Origin of the sequence: Streptomyces sp. NPDC013457 (genome assembly GCF_043089925.1) — a bacterium.
Taxonomy (GTDB): Bacteria; Actinomycetota; Actinomycetes; order Streptomycetales; family Streptomycetaceae; genus Streptomyces.
On record NZ_JBICBL010000001.1, the window covers coordinates 1,214,035 to 1,231,582 of the forward strand.

Below are 17,548 nucleotides of genomic sequence, written 5' to 3' on the forward strand. Positions count from 1 at the left end.
GTGCACTCCTCCGCCGTCTTCCTGATCGAGTTCGGCGCGATCATTCTCGCGCTCGGTCTCCTGGGCCGGTTCGCCGGACGCTTCCGGTTCTCCCCGATACCCCTCTACCTCCTGGCCGGCCTCGCCTTCGGCGAAGGCGGCCTGCTGCCGCTCGGCACCAGCGAGGAGTTCGTCGCGATCGGCGCCGAGATCGGTGTGATCCTCCTGCTCCTGATGCTGGGACTCGAGTACACCGCCAGCGATCTGGTCACCAACCTCAAGACGCAGTACCCGGCGGGCCTGGTGGACTTCGCGCTCAACGCCCTGCCGGGCGCGGGGACGGCCCTCCTCCTCGGGTGGGGCCCGGTCGCCGCCGTCGTGCTCGCGGGCGTCACCTGGATCTCGTCCTCCGGGGTCATCGCCAAGGTCATGGGCGATCTGGGCCGCCTCGGCAACCGGGAGACCCCGGCCGTGCTGAGCATCCTGGTCCTGGAGGACCTGGCCATGGCCGTCTACCTGCCGATCCTCACCGCCCTGCTCGCCGGGGTGAGTTTCGCCGCCGGAAGCCTCACCCTCGCCATCGCCCTCGGTGTCGCCGGTACGGTCCTCTTCCTCGCCGTCCGTTTCGGACGGGTCATCTCGCGGTTCGTCTCCAGCGACGACCCCGAGAAGCTCCTCCTCGTCGTCCTCGGACTGACCCTGCTGGTCGCCGGGATCGCCCAGCAGCTCCAGGTCTCCGCCGCCGTCGGCGCCTTCCTCGTCGGCATCGCCCTCTCCGAGGAGGTGGCGGAGGGAGCGCACAACCTGCTCAGCCCGCTGCGGGACCTGTTCGCGGCGGTGTTCTTCGTCTTCTTCGGTCTGCACACCGACCCGGCGAGCATCCCGCCGGTGATCCTGCCCGCGCTCGCCCTGGCCCTGGTCACGGCGGCGACGAAGATCGCCACCGGCTACTGGGCCGCACGGCGGGCCGGGATCTCGGTGAAGGGCCGCTGGCGGGCCGGCGGGACCCTGGTCGCGCGGGGCGAGTTCTCCATCGTCATCGCCGGTCTCGCGGTGACCGCGGGCATCGAGCCGGGCCTCGGCCCCCTCGCGACCGCGTACGTCCTCGTCCTGGTCGTCCTCGGTCCGCTCACCGCCCGCTACACCGAGCCCGTCGCCACGTACCTCACCGGCCGGCTCCGCGGGCGTCCGGCGTCGAGGCCGGTCCTCGCCGACTCCGGCGACGCCCCGCCGCGGGAGACGCTGGAGCCGGTGGACGACGGCACCAGGTGATTGACTGCGCCGTATGGACCTCACACCAGAGCGCCCCGAGGCGGGAGCTCCCCCGTTCGACCCCGAACTGAGTGCGGTGCTGGCGGCTTTGGGGGAAGGTGCGTACGCCCCTCTCACTCCGGAGGACCTCGCCGCCGCGCAGGAACGGGACGTCGCGACGCGGCCCAGGCCGACGGCCTCGGAACTCCGGGCCGACGGCCGCTTCGAGGTGGAGGAGCTGCGCGTCCCGGGGCCGCCGGGCGGACCGGAGGTCACGCTCGTGAGCGCACGGCCCGCCGGGGTCACGAGACCGCTGCCCCTGCTGTACTACATGCACGGCGGCGGAATGGTCATGGGCAACGCCCCGTCCGTGTTCCCGGGGGTGCTGGACTCGTGGGCGGTCACGCTGGAGCTGGCCGTCATCTCCGTGGAGTACCGGCTGGCACCGCGGACGCCGTACCCCGGACCGGTGGAGGACTGCTACGCCGGCTTCGTGTGGGTGGCCGAGCACGCGGCCGAGCTGGGCGTCGACCCGGACCGTCTCCTCGTCGGGGGCAAGAGCGCCGGAGGCGGGCTCGCCGCCGCGCTCGCCCTGCTCAACCGCGACCGGGGCGGGCCCCGGCCGATCGGGCAGCTGCTGCAGTCGCCGATGCTCGACGACCGTGGCGGCACGTTCTCCAGCCGCCAGATGGCCGGCGTCGACACCTGGGACCGGACCTCGAACGCCACCGGGTGGCAGGCGCTGCTCGGCGAGCTGTACGGCACCGCCGACGTTCCGCCGTACGCGGCGCCCGCCCGCGCCACGGATCTGTCCGGGCTGCCGCCCGCCTACATCGACGTCGGCTCGACCGAGACCTTCAGGGACGAGGCCGTGGCCTACGCCGACGCGATCTGGCGCGCCGGGGGCCGGGCCGAACTGCACGTGTGGCCGGGCGCCTTCCACGGATTCGACAGCTGGGCGCCGGACGCGGCGCTCAGCCGGGACGCGGGCGAGGCCCGCCTCCGCTGGCTCCGGCGCATCCTCGCGCAGGGAGGCCGGTAGCCCCCGCCACTCCCCCGATGATCGCCGTTCGGCGAAGATGGTGGGGTCACCCGTCCTCATCACGCGAGGAGCGCATCCGCACATGCCCCCTTCCGGTGCCGGTCCGAGGCCGCCGACGATCGCCGACGTCGCGCGGGTCGCCGGGGTGTCGCGTACGACGGTCTCGCACGCCCTCAACGGGATCGGCAAGGTCGACCCGCGGACCCGGGAGCGCATCAAGCAGGTCGCCGCGGAGCTCGGTTACCGGCCGAACCTGCGGGCGCAGAGGCTGAGACGGGGCGAGGCCAAGGCCATCGCGCTCGCCTCGTCCATGCCGTTCGCGGTGGCCGGAGGCCCGTCCCGGCTCGGCTTCTACATGGAGGTCGCGGCGGCCGCCGCCGAGAGCGCCCTCGTCCACGACTACGCGCTCGTGCTCGTCCCTCCCGTGCAGTCCGGTTCCGCCCTCTACTCCGTCGACATCGACGGGGCGATCGTCGTGGAGCCCGACGTGGACGACGTGGCGGTGGCGACCCTGAAGGAGCGCGGACTGCCGTACGTGGCGCTCGGCAGGCCGGTCTCCCCCGACCAGGACGTGCCGTACGTCGATCTGCGCGGCGGGCTCGTCGCCGAACTGCTCCTGGCCCATCTGCGCGAGCAGGGTGCGCGGCAGCCCGCCCTGATCGTCGGCGCCGGCTCGCGGCACTCGGCGGTCGACGCCCGCGCCGCCTTCACACGGGTCGCCGAGGAGGAGGGCTGGGCGCCGATCGTGGCGACGGCGCCCGAGTCGGGCGGCGAACAGGCCGGGTACGACCGGTGCGCGGCCCTGCTCGCCGAGCATCCCGGGATCGACGCGGTCTGCGCGCTGGTGGACGCCTTCGCGGTGGGCGCGGTGCGGGCGGTCCGGGACAGCGGGCGCGCCATCCCGGACGACGTCATGGTCGTCACCCGGTACGACGGTCTGCGCGCCCGCACCTGCGAACCGCCCCTGACCGCCGTCGATCTGCACCTGGACCGGGCGGCGGCGGAGGCCGTCGAGCTGCTCCTCGCCCGGCTGCGCGGCGACTCGACCGGAGCGGCGGGGACGACTGGGACAGCTGGGACGGCGGGGGCGGCGACGGTGCCTGAGCCGCGGGTGATCGCCCGGGCCTCGTCGCTGCGGAACACGTGAGGGCGGAGCGGGCGACGACTCGAAGGGCGGTGCGGGCGACGGCTCAGATACCGAGCATGAGGACCACCCCCGAGACCAGGGCGAAGACCAGCACGAAGAGTCGCATCCGCCGTGCGTCCAGGCGGTGGTGCACCAGCTTGCTCAGCCACGCCCCTGCCGCGATCGCGGGCAGCATCGCCGTCGCCCGCGCGAGGTCGGCGGGGTCCCCCTCCCCCGTCGCGAACAGCAGGGTCAGCGAGGCGACTTCACCCACGAGGAAGCAGGCGGCAACGGTGGAGCGCAGCTCGGCCGGCGGCCGGTGCTGGTAGACCAGCGCCAGCGGCGGACCGCCGACCCCCGTCGCGGTCTCCGTCAGACCGGTCACCGCACCCGCGCCCACGTAGGCGGCCCTGCCGGGGGTGAACGCGGGCGTGGCCAGGCTGGCCACGGCGGCGAGCACGGTGGCGACGCCCACGAAGAGGCCGAGGCTCCGGTCCGGGATCAGCCAGAGCAGCGCCAGTCCGCCGGGGGTGGCGGCGAGCCGCGCGCCCGTGATCCAGCGCGCGCCGCGCAGGTCGAGCGAGGCCCGCTCGCGCCAGACGACGTACGCGTTGAGCGGGATCATCGACGCCAGGACGAACACCGGGAGGAGCCCGGGGTCGAGGATGCCCGCCACCGGAGCGACGATCAGGGCGAAGCCGAGCCCGCTGCCGCCCTGGACGAACGCGGCTACGGCGACGGTGACGGCGAGCACCGCCAGGGTCTCCGCGCTCACCGCGCGGTGCTCCGTTCCCGTGCCGTCGTGGAGGTGGGGTGTACGCGGGTGATGGCGGCCTTTCCCACGGCGGCGCGGGCCAGTTCGGCCGCCCGGCTCACGAGGGCGGGGCCGTCCCAGTCGACGGGCCGGCCGCACCACAGGCGCAGGCGGCCCTCGACGAACACGGCGCTGATCTGGTCTCGGTTGCCGCGCCGTACCAGCTCCCAGGGCAGGTCCCAGGAGAGCGCGAGCTCGGGGTTGGTGACGTCGACGAGGAGGAAGTCGGCGGCGAGGCCCTCGGCGATCGCGCCGGTCCGCGCGCCGAGCCCGACGGCGTCGGCGCCCCGGCGCGTGGCGTGCTCCAGCCAGGTCCAGCCGGCGCCGCAGGACGAGTCGCCGGTGACCAGGCCGTACGCGAGCCGCTGGGCGAACTCGGCCGCTTCGGCGAGGCGGAAGCCGTCGCCCCGCGTGCCGTCCGTGCCGAGTCCGAAGCGGACGCCGCGTTCGGCCATGGCGGTGGCGGGAGCGACGGCGTTGCCCTTCCAGGCGCTGGCGACGGGGTTGTAGCTGACCGCCGTACCGGTGTCGGCGAGCAGGGTGAGCTCGCGCGGGGTGAGGAGGGTGGCGTGCGCGGCGAGCAGCTGGGGTCCCAGAGCACCGATGTGGTGGAGGTGCTCCAGGGGGCGCAGTCCGTGTCGTACGAGAGAGCGCTCGACGCCCGCGAGGTGCTCGTTGACGTGGATCTGGACGACGGCCCCGGACTCGGCGGCGAGGCGCGCGGTGCCGCGGAGGGTCTTCTCGGTGGCGGCCTCGGGGATGGAGACGGCGAGGGAGGGGTGGACGAGCGGATCGCCGTCGTAGCGCGCGAGATGCTTCTCGGCACCGTCCAGGACGGACGGGTTCTCGGTGTCGGCGTCGTTGCAGACGAGCCCGAGCACACAGCGGATGCCGGCGTCGCGGGCGGCGGACGCGATCACGTCGACGTCGACGTCGGCGCGGGTTCCGGCGTCGGCGACGGTGGTGAACCCGCCGCGCAGGGCCTCGTACGCGGCCAACTTCGCTGCCACGTAGGCCGATTCCTCGTCGAGGGCGCCTTCGAGCGGTACCCACACCCGGCGGAAGATCTCCGACGGTTCGCCGAAGGCGAGCGCGGAGCCGAAGCTCTGGGTGAGGTGGTGGTGGGCGTCGACGAAGCCGGGCATGAGGACGTGGCCGGAGAGGCGCACGGGGTCGAGGTGCGGGTGCGTGCGTACCAGTTCCTCCACGGGCCCCACGGCCCGGAAGACACCGTCGGCGACGACGGCCGCGTGGCCCTCGGCCGGGCCTTCGGGCAGCAGGACGGCGTCCGGTACGAGGAGGAGCGGGCCGGGGCCGTGGCCGGAGCCGTGGAGGAGGTCGCGCGTGAGCGGGTTCATCGGTCGCTTTCCGTACGGAAGGTGTCGCTCGGGTGGGCGGTGGTCGGGAGGGTGTCGGTCGGGCCGGTGGTGGTCGGGCCGGTGGTGGTCGACGGGGCCGACGTCGGCGCGGGGACTGTGCCGGTCTCCGGGACCGTGCCGCTCTCCGGGGCTTGAGCGGTCGGGGTGGCGGGGGTCATGCGGGCCGTGACGCTCGGCCGGACGTGGTGGAAGAGGATGTTGAGGACGGCGGCCACGAACGCGCCGACGGCGACGCCGCTTTCGAGGAGGATGCGGACGTTGGGCGGGAAGCCGCCGTACACACCGGGGACGAGGATCGGCAGCAGCCCGAGCGCCAGGGCGACGGCGCAGACGAAGGTGCTCGTGTGCCTGTCGAGGTCGGAACGGCCGAGCATCTGGACGCCCAGCACGGTGATCACGGCGAACACGACCATCGCCGTGCCGCCGACGACTGCGGACGGGATGACGCTGATCGCGCGGGTCACGGGCGCCAGGAAGCCGATGACGACGAGGACGGCGCCGGCCGCGGCGGTCACGTAACGGCTGCGGACCCCCGTGACACGGACGATCCCGATGTTCTCGCCGCTGGTGACCATGAGCGGGAGCCCGAAGAAGCCGCCGAAGAGCGAGGTGAGCGCGTCGCCGCGGACGGTTTTGGGGACGTCGGTGCGCTTGTCGATCTCCTTGCCGACGGCCTCGGCGTTGATGACCGTCTGCCCCGTGGCCTCCGCCATGGAGGCGAGGCTGTAGAGCATCAGGGGCAGGGCGGCGACGAGGTTGAACTGGGGTGAGCCGAAGGGCATCAGCTCCGGCAGGGTGAACAGACCGCCGTCGGCGGCGCGGCCGAGGTCGACGGCGCCGAGAGCCGCGGCGAGAGCGGTGCCGGCGAGGAGGCCGAGCATGACGGCGAGTTGGCGCAAGATGCCGCTGAAGAGCAGGTAGAAGGCGACGGTGAAGCCGATGGTGGCCATGCCGAGGCCGAGGTTGAGCGGGTCGGCGAAGCCGGGCTGGCCCGGCCGGCCGGTGACGAGGACCGCTCCGACCTTCACCAGGTTGACGCCGACGATGACGATCATCGTGCCGATGACGAGGGCCGGGAAGAACGCCAGCAGCCGCGAGAAGACCGGCAGCACGACGAAGTAGAAGGCGGCGGTGAGGATCACGGCGCCGGTGGCCGTGCGCAGCCCGTGCTGTTCGGCGATGGCGAGGAAGAGGATGAGCGGCGCGCCGCCCGGAAGCATCACGAACGGCAGCCGGGGGCCGAACTTCCAGGGGCCGAGCGACTGGATCAGCGATCCCACTCCGGAGAGCACGAAGGCCGCGGAGAGCAGATTGACGGTCAGGCCGGGGTCGAGGCGGAGGGTCGCGCTCATCAGGAAGATCGCCGAGATGGGGGTGGCGGCCATGACGAGGACGTGCTGGATCCCGAAGAGCAGAATCCGGCCGAGGGGGCGGGACTCGTCGACGGGATGGGGCCGGGGCTCGGCCTGGGCGGGTGACTGGGCTCGGGGCTGGGGATCAGCCCCGGCCTGGTCCTTTTCCTGGTCATGGAACTGGTGGGTCTGGGGTTGCGGTGGGGTCGTGCGGGGACGGGACACGTTCGGGCTCCGTTCGGGCGTCGTTGCACGCTCGGATTTCAGCCGCGATCCGGCCCTGGACGGAGAGCCAAATCGATTTGGCCAAATCGATTTGGCCGCCAGTATCGAAGGGCTGCGGAGGAGCGTCAAGGGGTACGACGAGAGAGCACCGCCCGCCCCGACCCCGGGCGAGCGGCGCTCCTCGGTACGGCGACCGCGTCAGTGCGTCGGCGCCGCCGACGGTGCGGCCTCCGCCGGAGCGGCCGAACCCGCCCTGATCCGACGGTGGTTGAAGACGAGGTTCAGCGTGCCGCGACGATGCGGCCGGTGGAGACGCCGGAGCCGAGCACGATCTGCGCCCACTCGGGGAAGCCGCCGTAGAAGTCGTCGGAGAGGGAGGGCGCGAGCCGACGAAGCGGCCGATGCCAAGGGTCCGGAGCAGGGTGGCGATGCCCGCCATCAGCAGGCTGCCGCCCATCAGGACGGCGGTGTCCGCAGGCGACATCTTCGTCGCCACGGCGACGACGCGCGGCACCGACACCGCTCCGGCGTACATGGAGGCGACGTGCTGAAGACTCGCCACCAGCATCCGGCCCCGTTCAGCGGCGGTGCCACTCCTCCGCGAGCAGGCGGTAGGAGCGGACCCGGTCGGCATGGGAGTGGGTGATGGTGGTGATGATCAGCTCGTCCGCGCCTGTCGCCTCCTGAAGTTGTTCGAGCTGGTCGGCGACCCGCCCCGGGGAGCCGGTGAACTGGGTGTCGACACGGTCGGCGACCAGCGCCAGGTCCCCCTCCGTCCAGGCGTGGTCGAGGGCTTCGTCCGGGGTCGGGAAGGGGATGGCGCCCTCTCCCGTACGGATGCTGCGGACCCACAGGCCGTAGCCGGTGGCCAGCTCGCGGGCGGTCTCGTCGTCCTCGGCGACCACGACGTCCGCGGAGACGCTGACGTACGGCTTCTCCAGGCCGTCGGAGGGCTGGAAAGCGGCGCGGTAGCCTTCGGCGGCCTCCAGTACGGTCGCCGGGCTGACGTGGTAATTGGTCGCGAAGCGCAGGCCGTTGCGGCCCGCGACGTCGGCGCTCGGGCCGCCGCTGCTGCCGAGGATCCACACCTGCACGTCGGCGCCCTCACCGGGGACGGCGTGCGCTTCGAGTCCGTCCGCCGAGCGGTAGTCGCCGCGCAGGAGCGCGAGGATGTCCTCCACCTGCTCGCCGTACTCCTGGGGGCGGGCACCGGGCTGGTGCAGCAGCTGGTGCTGGAGGAGGAAGCGCGGCGACCCGACCAGGTTCTCGAAGGAGAACCGCGGAGGAATCCTGAGCCCGTTGGGGGTCCGCCCGTCGACGACCGGCGTGGTGGTCGGCCGGGGCTCCTGCGCCGGTCCCGGGGGCCTGCCGCCCGAGCGGCCGAGGCCCAGGTCCAGGCGTCCGGGGTGCAGGGCGTCGATCAGCCCGAACTCCTCGACGGTGGACAGGGCGGTGCGGTGACCGAGCTGTACGGCCCCCGATCCGATCCTGATCGTGGAGGTCGCCGAGGCGGTCAGGGCCAGGACGACCGCCGGCGAGGCCCCGGCCACGCCGGGGTTGAGGTGATGCTCGGCGAACCAGTACCGGCTGTAGCCGAACCGCTCGGCCTGCTGCGCGAGGTCGACGGTGTTGCGGAGCGCCTCGGCCGCGGTCGAGCCGGACGAGATCGGGACGAGGTCGAGGACCCCGAGCGGGATGCGGGACATGGTCGGGTGCTCCTCAGCGGTCGGTCGGAGGTGGCTGCGTCGAAGGGTTCGGGGGCGTGGGGGCGTGAGGCCTGGGGGCGTGAGGCCTGGGGACCTGGGGGCGTGGGTCGTGAGGCCTGGGGCGTAGGGCCCGAGGTCGAGTGGCCTGGGGTCGTGGAACCTGGGGTCGTGGAAATTGGGGGTCGTGGAACCTGGGGTCGCGGGCCCGTGGCAGTGGGCCCCGTGGTCGCGGGCCCGTGGTCGCGGGTCCGTGGTCGTGGGCCCGTGGTCGTGGGACCTGGGGCCAAGTGGTTCTGCCTGGAAGGGCGTTGTGGTGGCGATCGGCTCCGCGCTGTGCCGTTCACCTTCGTGCCGCTCCCGCGAGTCGGGCGGTGGTACGGCGGCCGGCGGGGCTGCCGAGCCCGAGCAGCCCGCGCAGCGTGTCCGCCTCGTAGGCGCGCCGGAAGGCGTCGCGGCGCTGGAGCTCCGGCACCAGGTCCCGGGTGACCCGCTCCAGGTCGTGGGTGACCTCCCCGGGGCGCAGCCGGAAGCCGGTCAGGCCGGCCGCGCGCCACTCCAGGAGCAGATCCGCCAGTCGGCCGGGGGTGCCCGTGAAGACCGTGGCGTCGCCGGTGTACGCCTCACCCGCGCCGCCTTCGAGGCGGGCCCTGCGGTCCTCGGCCTCCTCGGGGTCGCCGTCCAGGAACACGACAAGGTCGCCGAAGACGTGCAGCGGCTCCGCCGCGCGCCCGGCCGCCGCCTGGGCCGTACGTATCCCGGCGACGGCGCCGCGCACGTGGTCGGTGTCGCGCGGGGTGACGTACCCGATGTCGGCGGCGCGGCCCACGAGCCGGTACGCCACACCGCCGTGGGCCGACGTGCTCACGACGGGCTGTCCTTGCGGCGGCCGGGGCGTGACCGACGCGTCCACCACGCCGAAGCGCCTGCCCACGAGGCCGAGATGGTGGGGTCGGCGGCGACCGCCGGGGCTCCCGGTGCGGACGTCCCGTACCTCCACGTCGTCCGCCCCGCTGTCCCACGTCCGGCGCACGACCTCCACGTGGTGGGCGGCCTCGTCGAAGAGCTCGCCCGTCAGCACCCGGCCCCCCGGGGTGTCGCGGTCCACGGCCCGCAGCCCGGAGAACGTACGGCGGCCGACCTGCGCCGCCTCGATCCGCCGCGCCGACACCTGGACGCGCAGGCCCGCGCGACCTCCGCTCACGTGGTCGAGGGTGGCGATCGCCCTGGCCACGTGGAACGGCTCGGTGTGGGTGGCGACCACCGTCGGCACCAGGCCGATGTGCCGGGTCTGCCGTGCGACCCGGGCGGCGACGAGCACCGCGTCCAGGCGGCCCCGCGGGTCGATCGTGACGAAGTCGAGCAGCCCGCGCTCGGCCTCGGCCACGAGGTCGGCCCAGCGGCCGGGCTCGCGCCACGCCGGATGCCGGCCGGCGCCGTCGAGCGCGACGGCGAGGTGGAGGTGCGGCGGCGGAGCCGGGGAGGACGCGGGTGTGGGGTCGGAGGGTGCGGACACGGAGGCGGTGCCTTCCTGGTCGACGGTACGAAGCGGGGGGCGCGGGCCGCACGGCGCGGACGGGCCGCACGGCGAAAGGCGGGCCGCACGGCGAGGCGCGGATCGGGGGCTCGGCGCGGGGCTGCCGCCCGACTGCGGGCAGCCGCCGCTCTGCCCAGGCGGCCGGGCGGGCCGGCGGCCGCTCAGCCGGTGGCCGCCAGAAGGGCCGTACGGCGGTGGGCGAGGGCGTCGGAGAAGCGGTCGACGACCTGGCCGAGGCCCTCGGCCGCGCCCGGAGCGACGGTCAGGACGCCGTCACCGCCGACCGTGAGGTCCTTGTCGAGCGTGAACCAGCCCTGGACGATGTGCGCGGCGCCCATGGAGCTGAGGACAGGGCGGAGCGCGTAGTCGATCGCCAGGACGTGCGCCGTGGTTCCGCCGGTCGCCAGCGGGAGGACGACCTTGCCCGCGAGCGCGTACTGGGGAAGCAGGTCGAGCAGGGACTTCAGCAGCCCCGAGTAGGCCGCCTTGTAGACGGGCGTGCCGATGACGACCCCGTCGGCCCGGTCGAAGAGCGCGGCCGCCTCGACGATCGCCGGGTGCGCGAAGTCGGCACCGAGCAGCGCGTCGGCGGGAAGGGTACGGACGTCCAGCGGGACGACCTCGTGCCCCTGGGCGGCGAGGCGCGCGTCCAGGTGGCGCAGGAGTCGGGCGGTTCGGGAGGTGGCGGAGGGACTTCCGGAGACGGAGAGGACGGTGGCCATGGCGGATCCTTCGGGAGCGTGAGCAGGCGTCGGTCGGCGGTCGGGCGGGCGTCAGCCGGCGGTCTTGGGGAGGCCGGGCGGGTTGATCTCGGAGGTGGGCACGGCCTCGTCGGAGAGGCCCCAGCGCTTCAGCACCTCGGCGTACGTGCCGTTCTCGATGACCTCGTCGAGCGCGGCGGCGAGCGGCTCGACGAGGCCGCTGTCCTTCTTGGTGGTGGCGGCGATGAGGCCCTGGAGGGTGGCCCCCGCCCCGGAGTAGGTGCCGACGACCTCGGTCTTCCCTGTGGTGGCCGCGTGGTAGGCGGCGGTGGGGTTCGGCCCGAGGTAGAGGTCGATCCGGCCGGACTGGAGGGCGAGGTAGGTGTCGCTGTCGTTCTGGTAGTACGCGATGTCGACCGGCTTCCGGCCGGCCCTCTCGTTCTCCCTGCTCCACTCCACGAGCAGCTTCTCCTGGTTGGTGCCGCTGCTCACGGCGACCTTCCTGCCCGCCACGTCCTCGGGCCCGGCGACCTTCAGGCCGCTGCCCTTCTTCGCCTCGAAGCCCAGGTTGTCCTCGCGGTAGGTGGCGAAGTCGTACTTCTCCTTCCGCTCCTCGGTGACGGTGATGTTGCTGAAGCCGACGTCGTACTTGGCGCTGTCGAGGCCGACGAAGATGTTCTCCCAGGAGACGGTGTTGATGTGGAGTTCGAGGCCGAGGACGTCGGCGACGAGAGAGGCGAGGTCGGTCTCGACGCCGATGACGGTCTTGTTGTCGGTGGCGTAGAAGGTCAGCGGCGCGGCGGAGCCGGAGGAGTCGACGATCTCCAGGGTGCCTCTCTTGCGGATCTTCTCCGGGACCTTCGCCGCTATGGAGTCGACCTTGGGGGTCGTGACGCGGTTCTGGTCCGGGCTCAGGTTGATCTTCGTCGTGGCGCCCGACGCGGCCGCGACCTCGGTCGTCCCGCCGTCGGTGGGGTTTCCGCAGCCCGCGAGGGCGAGGGTGAGGGTCAGTCCGAGGGCCGCGGCGGCCGTCGTGGTGGTGCGGCGCGTGAGCGGGGTGGGCATGGGTGCTCCTTGAGTGCCGAGAGGCGAGGAAGGAAGGGGTCGGAGGAGGGAGGGGGCGGAGGAGGAACGGGGCCGGGGAAGGAGGGTCAGAGGACCTTGGAAAGGAAGGCTCGGGTGCGTTCGTGCCGAGGGGCGTCGAGTACGGCCCCGGGCGGGCCCTGCTCCACCACGGCGCCGTCGTCCATGAAGACCACGGTGTCGGCGACCTCGCGGGCGAAGCCGATCTCGTGGGTCACGACGATCATGGTGGTGCCGGAGCGGGCCAAGTCCTTGATGACGTCCAGGACTTCGCCGACGAGCTCGGGGTCGAGCGCCGAGGTGGGCTCGTCGAAGAGCAGCACCTTCGGTTCGAGGGCGAGCGCGCGGGCGATGGCCACGCGCTGCTGCTGGCCGCCGGAGAGCTGCCGCGGAAAGGCGTCGGCCCTGTCCGCGAGACCGACCCGGGCGAGCAGTCGCCGTGCGGTCTCCTCGGCCTCCTCGCGGGGCCGGCGCAGCGCGGAGACCGGCGCCTCGACGAGGTTGCCCAACACGGTCAGATGCGGGAAGAGGTTGAAGTTCTGGAAGACGAACCCGATGTGGGTGCGCTGCTTCAGTACGTCCCGCTCCCTCAGCTCGTACAGCTTCCCGCCCGAGCGGCGGTAGCCGATGAGCTCGCCGTCGACGGCGATCCACCCCCGGTCGGCCTTCTCCAGCTGATTGACGGTCCGCAGCAGCGTGGACTTCCCCGAGCCGGACGGGCCGAGGACGACCGTGACCTCACCGGCGCGCACCTGGAGGTCGACACCGCGCAGCACCTCCTGCGAACCGAAGCTCTTGTGGACGCCGCGGACGTCCACCATCACCTGACCGACGCGGTTCCCGTCACCCAGTTCGCGCACGTCACTCATCGGCCGCCTCGCAGGGGCTCCAGGGGGACGACGGGACGGTCGGGCCGGGCCGGGCGGGCACTCAGATCGCGCACATCGCGGACGAGGCGACGTACGCGCTGGAAGGGTGTGGGCGGCGGGGTGCGGTTGCTCCCCCGGGCGAAGCGGCGCTCCACGTAGTACTGGGCGACCGACAGCAGCGAGGTGAGGAGCACGTACCAGGCGGTGGCGACCAGCAGCAGCGGGATCACGCGGCCGTTGCGGCCGTAGATCACCTGCACCTGGTAGAACAGCTCGCCGATCGCCATCACGTAGACCACCGAGGTGCCCTTCAGCATGCCGATGATCTCGTTGCCGGCCGTGGGGAGGATGGCGCGCATGGCCTGCGGGAGCACGATGCGCCGGATCTGCCGCGGCCGGGGGATGCCCAGCGCGGCGGCGGCCTCCAGCTGCCCGTGGTCGACGGCGATGACCCCGCCCCTCACGATCTCGGCGGCGTAGGCGGCCTGATGCAGCGTCAGTCCGATGATCGCGGCGCCCATGGTGCCGATCAGGCTGTTGCTGTCGACGGACCAGAGCACCGGGCCGAAGGGGATCCCGACGCCCAGCCTCTCGTAGAGGGCGCTGAGATTGAACCAGAACACCAGCTGGACGATCATCGGGATGGACCGGAAGATCCAGATGTAGGTCCAGGCCACGGTCCGGAGCACCGGGCTGCGCGAGAGCCGCATGAAGGCGAGGGCGGTGCCCAGGAGGAAGCCGAGGGCGGTGGCGTAGGCGGTGAGCTGGAGGGTGACCCACACGGCCTGGACGATCGTCTCGGACAGGAAGTAGGCACGGAAGACGTCCCATTCCCAGACCGGGTTGGTCGCGAGGCCGTGGCCGAACTGGGCGACCAGCACGACGACGGCGACGGCCGCGGCCCAGCGGGCGTAGTGGCGGACGGGGACGACCCTGAGGCTGTCCGTGTCGCGGCCGTCGTCCGGTAGGTGCTTCTCGAACGGCAGCAGGCGGAGGGTCGCCGGATCGGCTCCGGTGTCGAAGAGCGGTGTGTAGCCGGCGGCCAGGTAGAGCCCGCGGGCCTCGGGCTGGCGCGGACCGGTGGTCAGGAAGATCCGCCGGTATCCGCGGGCGCCCGCCTCCCGCTCCAGCTCCGCGACCACCCGGCGGCCCAGTCCGCGCCGCCGGTGGGCGGAGTGCGTCCAGATCCTCTTGAGCTCCGCGGTGTCGGGGTCGTACCGCCGGAAGGCGCCGCCCGCGACGGGCTCACCGCCCTCCAGGAGGAGGAGCAGCGTCCCGCCGTACGGCTCGGTGAACTCCTCGTCGGGGTAGGCGGCGAGCTCGGTGTGGGCGTCCGTCCCGTAGCGGGCGGCGTACTCGTCGCCGAGTTCGCGCAGCAGCGGCTCGACGCGCGGGTCGGTCACGGGGACGCGCACGACCGTCAGCGGCTCGCGGGAGGCGCGTGGTCGGGTGACGGAGCTCATCCGCTCACCGTCGCGAGGGTCTGGCGGGTACCTCGGGCCGCGCGCTCCGCGTCGCGCTTGGCGACCTCCTCGCGCACGATCGGGATTACGTACCGGCCGAAGTCGATCGCGTCGTCCAACAGGTCGTAGCCGCGGGCGGAGAGGATGTCGACGCCGAGGTCGTAGTAGTCGAGCAGGGCCTGGGCGACCGTCTCCGGGGTGCCGACCAGGGCGTTCGAGTTGCCCGCGCCGCCGGTCGCCGCGGCCGTCGGGGTCCACAGGGCACGGTCGTAGCGCTCGCCCGCCTCGGCGATGGCGATCAGCCGCTGCGAGCCGGTGTTCTGCGGGGCGTCCCCGCGGTGGTGACGTACGAGCCCTTCCGCGCGCCGCGCCCTGATGGCCCCGACCGTGCGCCGGGCCTTCTCCCAGGCCAGTTCCTCGGTCGGGGCGATGATCGGGCGGAACGCCACCTGGATGCGCGGTAGGTCGGTCCGGCCGGCGGCCTTGGCGGCGGCCTTCACCGCCTCGATCTGGGCGGCGGTCTCCGCCAGGGGCTCGCCCCAGAGGCAGTAGATGTCAGCCTCGGCGCCGCCGGCGGCGTACGCGGCGGGCGAGGAGCCCCCGAACGACACGTCGGGGCGCGGCTGCCGGAACGGGAAGACGTCGCTGACGAAGTCGTGGAAGCGGTAGTGCTCGCCCTCGTGGTCGAAGGGCTCGTGGGTGGTCCAGATCTTCTTGACGATCCCGATGTACTCACGGGTGCGGGCGTAGCGCTCGTCCTTGGTGAGGGTGTCTCCCTCGCGGCCCTGCTCGTGGTCGCTGCCGCCGGTGATGAAGTGGACGGTCAGCCGGCCCCCGCTGATCTGGTCGAGGGTGGCGAAGGTCTTCGCGGCGAAGGTCGGGTACGAGACATTGGGGCGGTGGGCCAGCAGGATCTGGAGCCGGTCCAGGCGGCTCGCGATGTACGCGGCGGCCGGCGCGGGGTCCGGTGATCCGGAACCGTAGGCGAACAGCACCCGGTCCCAGCCGTGCTCCTCGTGTGCCCGGGCGAGCCGGAGCGTGTACTCCTTGTCGAAGGCGGCACCGGAGCGCGCGGTGGTCTCGGAGCCGTCGTGGGTGGCGGCGATGCCAAGGAATTCCACTGGCATGGGAGTTGGCCTTTCCTCAGGTCCTGGGGGTCCGGAGGCCCTGGGACGTCAGGACCTCGTGGGCCGGCGCGGGGCGGCGTGCGGGCGCGCCGGAGCGGCCCGGGGCGCGGCCGGCTGCGACGGCGCTTCAGGGGGGCGGGAGGGTGAGCAGGGGTGAGGGCGGCGGGGTGCGTGCCCCGGCCCGGGTGGTGCGGCGGCGGCGCGCGTCACGTCATACGGGACTCTCCGTACACGAACGCGCGACGGTCGGCGCGGCGCGCGCGTGCGGCGGTGCTACGAGGAGAGGGAACGGCCCGTGACGGGGGCACCGGTGGAGGGAGGGGCCGTTCGGGCGGCCCGCTGCCGCGTCAGCCGCGACACGCCGCGGACCACACGCGACAGAAGTCGATGTGGTGGCGGGTGGACAGGCGCTGATCGGCATCCATGCGACCCATTGAGCAGTACATCTCGCCGCCCGTCAACCATCGCCCGGCCTGTGGGGCCGAGTTGGTCGATCCTTAGCGTGGCCGACACAAACGGGGCCGGCGGGCGGCCGTCCGCGGCCACCCCGCCCCACCCCCGTCCGCGGGACGGTGCGGGATACTGCTCCCATGCGGATCTCAGCCAGGGCGGACTACGCGGTACGTGCCGCACTGCAACTCGCCGTATCGCGGTCGGACGAGCCTCTGAAGACGGAGGCGATCGCCGAGGCGCAGGACATCCCGCACAAGTTCCTCGAAGGCATCCTGAACGACATGCGCCGGGGCGGTCTCGTCGTCAGCCGGCGGGGCGGCAACGGCGGCTACCGGCTGGCCAAGCCCGCCGAGTCCATCAGCATCGCGGACGTCATACGGGTCGTGGACGGCCCGCTCGTCTCGGTACGCGGGGTCCGGCCACCGGATCTCTCCTACACGGGCTCCGCCGAGTCGCTGCTCCCGCTCTGGGTGGCCCTCCGCTCCAATGTGCGCGAGATCCTCGAAGGAGTGTCGCTCGCCGACGTCGCGTCGGCCGAACTGCCTGCGGAGATCTCGGCGTTGGCCACCGCACCGGACGCCTGGGTCAACCCCTGACCGACCCGGTCACCCGCCACCCGATCCCATATTTCGAGACATCCCCGTCCGGAATATGAAATCCCTCTTGGGCCACCGGCGACCTTCTGCCACGATCCCTATCAACCAGGTAGGAGAACTAGGGATCAGGAGGGGTGGCACATGACGGCTCCGCACACGCTCGATCGCGACGTCCGTCGCCCGCCCCTGCTGACCTCCCGTCGCCACATCGATCTCGGCCGCACGTCCAGCGCCCTCTGTCGGCCCGCCTGAGGCGTGAACCGCCCGTCTCAGGCAGCCGTCCGCCCGAGGCGTGAACCTTCCGTCTCAGGCCGTCCGTCCGCACCTTCCTGATCACCCAGCCCCTGAGAGGACACCTCCGTGTCTGCCGCCAGACCGCTCACCACCACCCTGCGCAACGTCGCCGCCATCACCGCGCTCCCCCTCCTGATCGCCTCGTGCGGCTACGGCTCCGACGCCAAGAGCGACGAGAAGAAGGTGGCCGCCGAGGGCGAGAAGCTCTCGGCCGACACGGTCCGGCTCGGCTACTTCCCGAACCTGACCCACGCCACCGCCCTGGTGGGCGACGAGGAAGGCATCATCCAGAAGGAGCTGGGCGGAACCCAGCTGAAGGTCTCCACCTTCAACGCCGGCCCCTCCGAGATCGAGGCCCTCAACGCCGGGTCCATCGACATCGGCTTCATCGGCCCCTCCCCCTCCATCAACGGCTACACCAAGTCGAAGGGGAAGAACCTCCGCATCATCTCCGGCTCCGCCTCCGGCGGTGTGAAGCTCGTCGTGAACCCGGAGAAGATCAAGACCCTCGACGACGTCAAGGGCAAGCGGATCGCCACCCCGCAGCTCGGCAA

At 72.8% G+C, this 17,548-nt stretch carries 17 protein-coding genes and 1 pseudogene; 6 read left to right on the forward strand and 12 right to left on the reverse strand.

The window, feature by feature from the left end:
* From ACF1G2_RS05520 to ACF1G2_RS05530, 3 genes are all read left to right on the forward strand, one after another.
* Positions 1–1,251 carry a cation:proton antiporter gene (locus ACF1G2_RS05520; protein ID WP_391796980.1) on the forward strand — a complete coding sequence of 417 codons (1,251 nt, stop codon included), beginning with the start codon at positions 1–3 and terminating at the stop codon, positions 1,249–1,251.
* A 13-nt stretch (positions 1,252–1,264) separates the two neighbouring features.
* Entirely contained in the window at positions 1,265–2,272 is a 1,008-nt protein-coding gene (locus ACF1G2_RS05525) for an alpha/beta hydrolase (RefSeq protein ID WP_391796981.1), read from the forward strand.
* An 82-nt stretch (positions 2,273–2,354) separates the two neighbouring features.
* Positions 2,355–3,419, forward strand: a complete 1,065-nt coding sequence (locus ACF1G2_RS05530) for a LacI family DNA-binding transcriptional regulator (protein WP_391796982.1) — start codon at positions 2,355–2,357, stop codon at positions 3,417–3,419.
* A gap of 43 nt (positions 3,420–3,462) precedes the next feature.
* Here ACF1G2_RS05530 and ACF1G2_RS05535 read toward each other — a convergent pair whose 3' ends face one another.
* The 12 genes and pseudogenes from ACF1G2_RS05535 to ACF1G2_RS05590 all read right to left on the reverse strand — a co-directional run bounded on the left by ACF1G2_RS05535 (position 3,463) and on the right by ACF1G2_RS05590 (position 15,651).
* Positions 3,463–4,173 (reverse strand): sulfite exporter TauE/SafE family protein, encoded by a 711-nt coding sequence (locus ACF1G2_RS05535; protein ID WP_391796983.1) that lies wholly within the window; start codon positions 4,171–4,173, stop codon positions 3,463–3,465.
* The gene (locus tag ACF1G2_RS05540) at positions 4,170–5,570 is read right to left on the reverse strand and encodes an amidohydrolase family protein (protein WP_391796984.1); all 1,401 of its coding nucleotides are present in this window, start codon (positions 5,568–5,570) and stop codon (positions 4,170–4,172) included. Before ACF1G2_RS05540 ends, ACF1G2_RS05535 begins: the two co-directional genes overlap by 4 nt.
* Positions 5,567–7,168, reverse strand: coding sequence for a uracil-xanthine permease family protein (locus ACF1G2_RS05545; protein ID WP_391796985.1), 1,602 nt, complete (start codon positions 7,166–7,168; stop codon positions 5,567–5,569). Before ACF1G2_RS05545 ends, ACF1G2_RS05540 begins: the two co-directional genes overlap by 4 nt.
* Positions 7,116–7,802 (reverse strand): solute carrier family 23 protein, encoded by a 687-nt coding sequence (locus ACF1G2_RS05550; protein ID WP_391796986.1) that lies wholly within the window; start codon positions 7,800–7,802, stop codon positions 7,116–7,118. The genes ACF1G2_RS05545 and ACF1G2_RS05550 overlap by 53 nt, the downstream gene beginning before the upstream one ends.
* Positions 7,747–8,874: an LLM class flavin-dependent oxidoreductase gene (locus ACF1G2_RS05555; protein WP_391796987.1), complete on the reverse strand. Its 1,128-nt coding sequence runs from the start codon at positions 8,872–8,874 to the stop codon at positions 7,747–7,749. The genes ACF1G2_RS05550 and ACF1G2_RS05555 overlap by 56 nt, the downstream gene beginning before the upstream one ends.
* 340 nt (positions 8,875–9,214) lie before the next feature.
* Complete coding sequence (locus ACF1G2_RS05560) at positions 9,215–10,387, reverse strand: LLM class flavin-dependent oxidoreductase (protein ID WP_391796988.1); 1,173 nt, start codon at positions 10,385–10,387, stop codon at positions 9,215–9,217.
* 182 nt (positions 10,388–10,569) lie between these two features.
* Complete coding sequence (gene ssuE / locus ACF1G2_RS05565; protein ID WP_391796989.1) at positions 10,570–11,130, reverse strand: NADPH-dependent FMN reductase; 561 nt, start codon at positions 11,128–11,130, stop codon at positions 10,570–10,572.
* A gap of 51 nt (positions 11,131–11,181) precedes the next feature.
* Positions 11,182–12,174 carry an ABC transporter substrate-binding protein gene (locus tag ACF1G2_RS05570; RefSeq protein WP_391796990.1) on the reverse strand — a complete coding sequence of 331 codons (993 nt, stop codon included), beginning with the start codon at positions 12,172–12,174 and terminating at the stop codon, positions 11,182–11,184.
* Between the two features lie 86 nt (positions 12,175–12,260).
* The gene (locus ACF1G2_RS05575; protein ID WP_391796991.1) at positions 12,261–13,061 is read right to left on the reverse strand and encodes an amino acid ABC transporter ATP-binding protein; all 801 of its coding nucleotides are present in this window, start codon (positions 13,059–13,061) and stop codon (positions 12,261–12,263) included.
* Positions 13,058–14,050 carry an amino acid ABC transporter permease gene (locus tag ACF1G2_RS05580; RefSeq protein ID WP_391797051.1) on the reverse strand — a complete coding sequence of 331 codons (993 nt, stop codon included), beginning with the start codon at positions 14,048–14,050 and terminating at the stop codon, positions 13,058–13,060. The genes ACF1G2_RS05575 and ACF1G2_RS05580 overlap by 4 nt, the downstream gene beginning before the upstream one ends.
* A 48-nt stretch (positions 14,051–14,098) precedes the next feature.
* Positions 14,099–14,524: pseudogene (locus tag ACF1G2_RS05585) on the reverse strand (GNAT family N-acetyltransferase); the annotation flags it as partial.
* Complete coding sequence (locus ACF1G2_RS05590) at positions 14,521–15,651, reverse strand: LLM class flavin-dependent oxidoreductase (protein WP_391796992.1); 1,131 nt, start codon at positions 15,649–15,651, stop codon at positions 14,521–14,523. The pseudogene ACF1G2_RS05585 and the gene ACF1G2_RS05590, both read right to left, overlap by 4 nt.
* Before the next feature lie 590 nt (positions 15,652–16,241).
* On the opposite strand from ACF1G2_RS05590, the gene ACF1G2_RS05595 reads away from it, so the two are divergent.
* From ACF1G2_RS05595 to ACF1G2_RS05605, 3 genes are all read left to right on the forward strand, one after another.
* Complete coding sequence (locus ACF1G2_RS05595) at positions 16,242–16,700, forward strand: RrF2 family transcriptional regulator (protein WP_391796993.1); 459 nt, start codon at positions 16,242–16,244, stop codon at positions 16,698–16,700.
* A 141-nt stretch (positions 16,701–16,841) separates the two neighbouring features.
* On the forward strand, positions 16,842–16,952 hold the full coding sequence (locus tag ACF1G2_RS05600) for a putative leader peptide (RefSeq protein WP_391796994.1): 111 nt from the start codon (positions 16,842–16,844) through the stop codon (positions 16,950–16,952).
* A 108-nt stretch (positions 16,953–17,060) separates the two neighbouring features.
* On the forward strand, positions 17,061–17,548 hold a 488-nt coding region (locus tag ACF1G2_RS05605), incomplete at its 3' end, for an ABC transporter substrate-binding protein (protein WP_391796995.1).

Coding starts and splice junctions, on each gene's coding strand:
- ACF1G2_RS05590 (WP_391796992.1), bottom strand. CDS start 15,651: ATGCCAGTGGAATTCCTTGGCATCGCCGCCACCCACGACGGCTCCGAG.
- ACF1G2_RS05600 (WP_391796994.1), top strand. CDS start 16,842: ATGACGGCTCCGCACACGCTCGATCGCGACGTCCGTCGCCCGCCCCTG.
- ACF1G2_RS05575 (WP_391796991.1), bottom strand. CDS start 13,061: ATGAGTGACGTGCGCGAACTGGGTGACGGGAACCGCGTCGGTCAGGTG.
- ACF1G2_RS05540 (WP_391796984.1), bottom strand. CDS start 5,570: ATGAACCCGCTCACGCGCGACCTCCTCCACGGCTCCGGCCACGGCCCC.
- ssuE (WP_391796989.1), bottom strand. CDS start 11,130: ATGGCCACCGTCCTCTCCGTCTCCGGAAGTCCCTCCGCCACCTCCCGA.
- ACF1G2_RS05595 (WP_391796993.1), top strand. CDS start 16,242: ATGCGGATCTCAGCCAGGGCGGACTACGCGGTACGTGCCGCACTGCAA.
- ACF1G2_RS05555 (WP_391796987.1), bottom strand. CDS start 8,874: ATGTCCCGCATCCCGCTCGGGGTCCTCGACCTCGTCCCGATCTCGTCC.
- ACF1G2_RS05530 (WP_391796982.1), top strand. CDS start 2,355: ATGCCCCCTTCCGGTGCCGGTCCGAGGCCGCCGACGATCGCCGACGTC.
- ACF1G2_RS05550 (WP_391796986.1), bottom strand. CDS start 7,802: ATGCCGACCGGGTCCGCTCCTACCGCCTGCTCGCGGAGGAGTGGCACC.
- ACF1G2_RS05570 (WP_391796990.1), bottom strand. CDS start 12,174: ATGCCCACCCCGCTCACGCGCCGCACCACCACGACGGCCGCCGCGGCC.
- ACF1G2_RS05525 (WP_391796981.1), top strand. CDS start 1,265: ATGGACCTCACACCAGAGCGCCCCGAGGCGGGAGCTCCCCCGTTCGAC.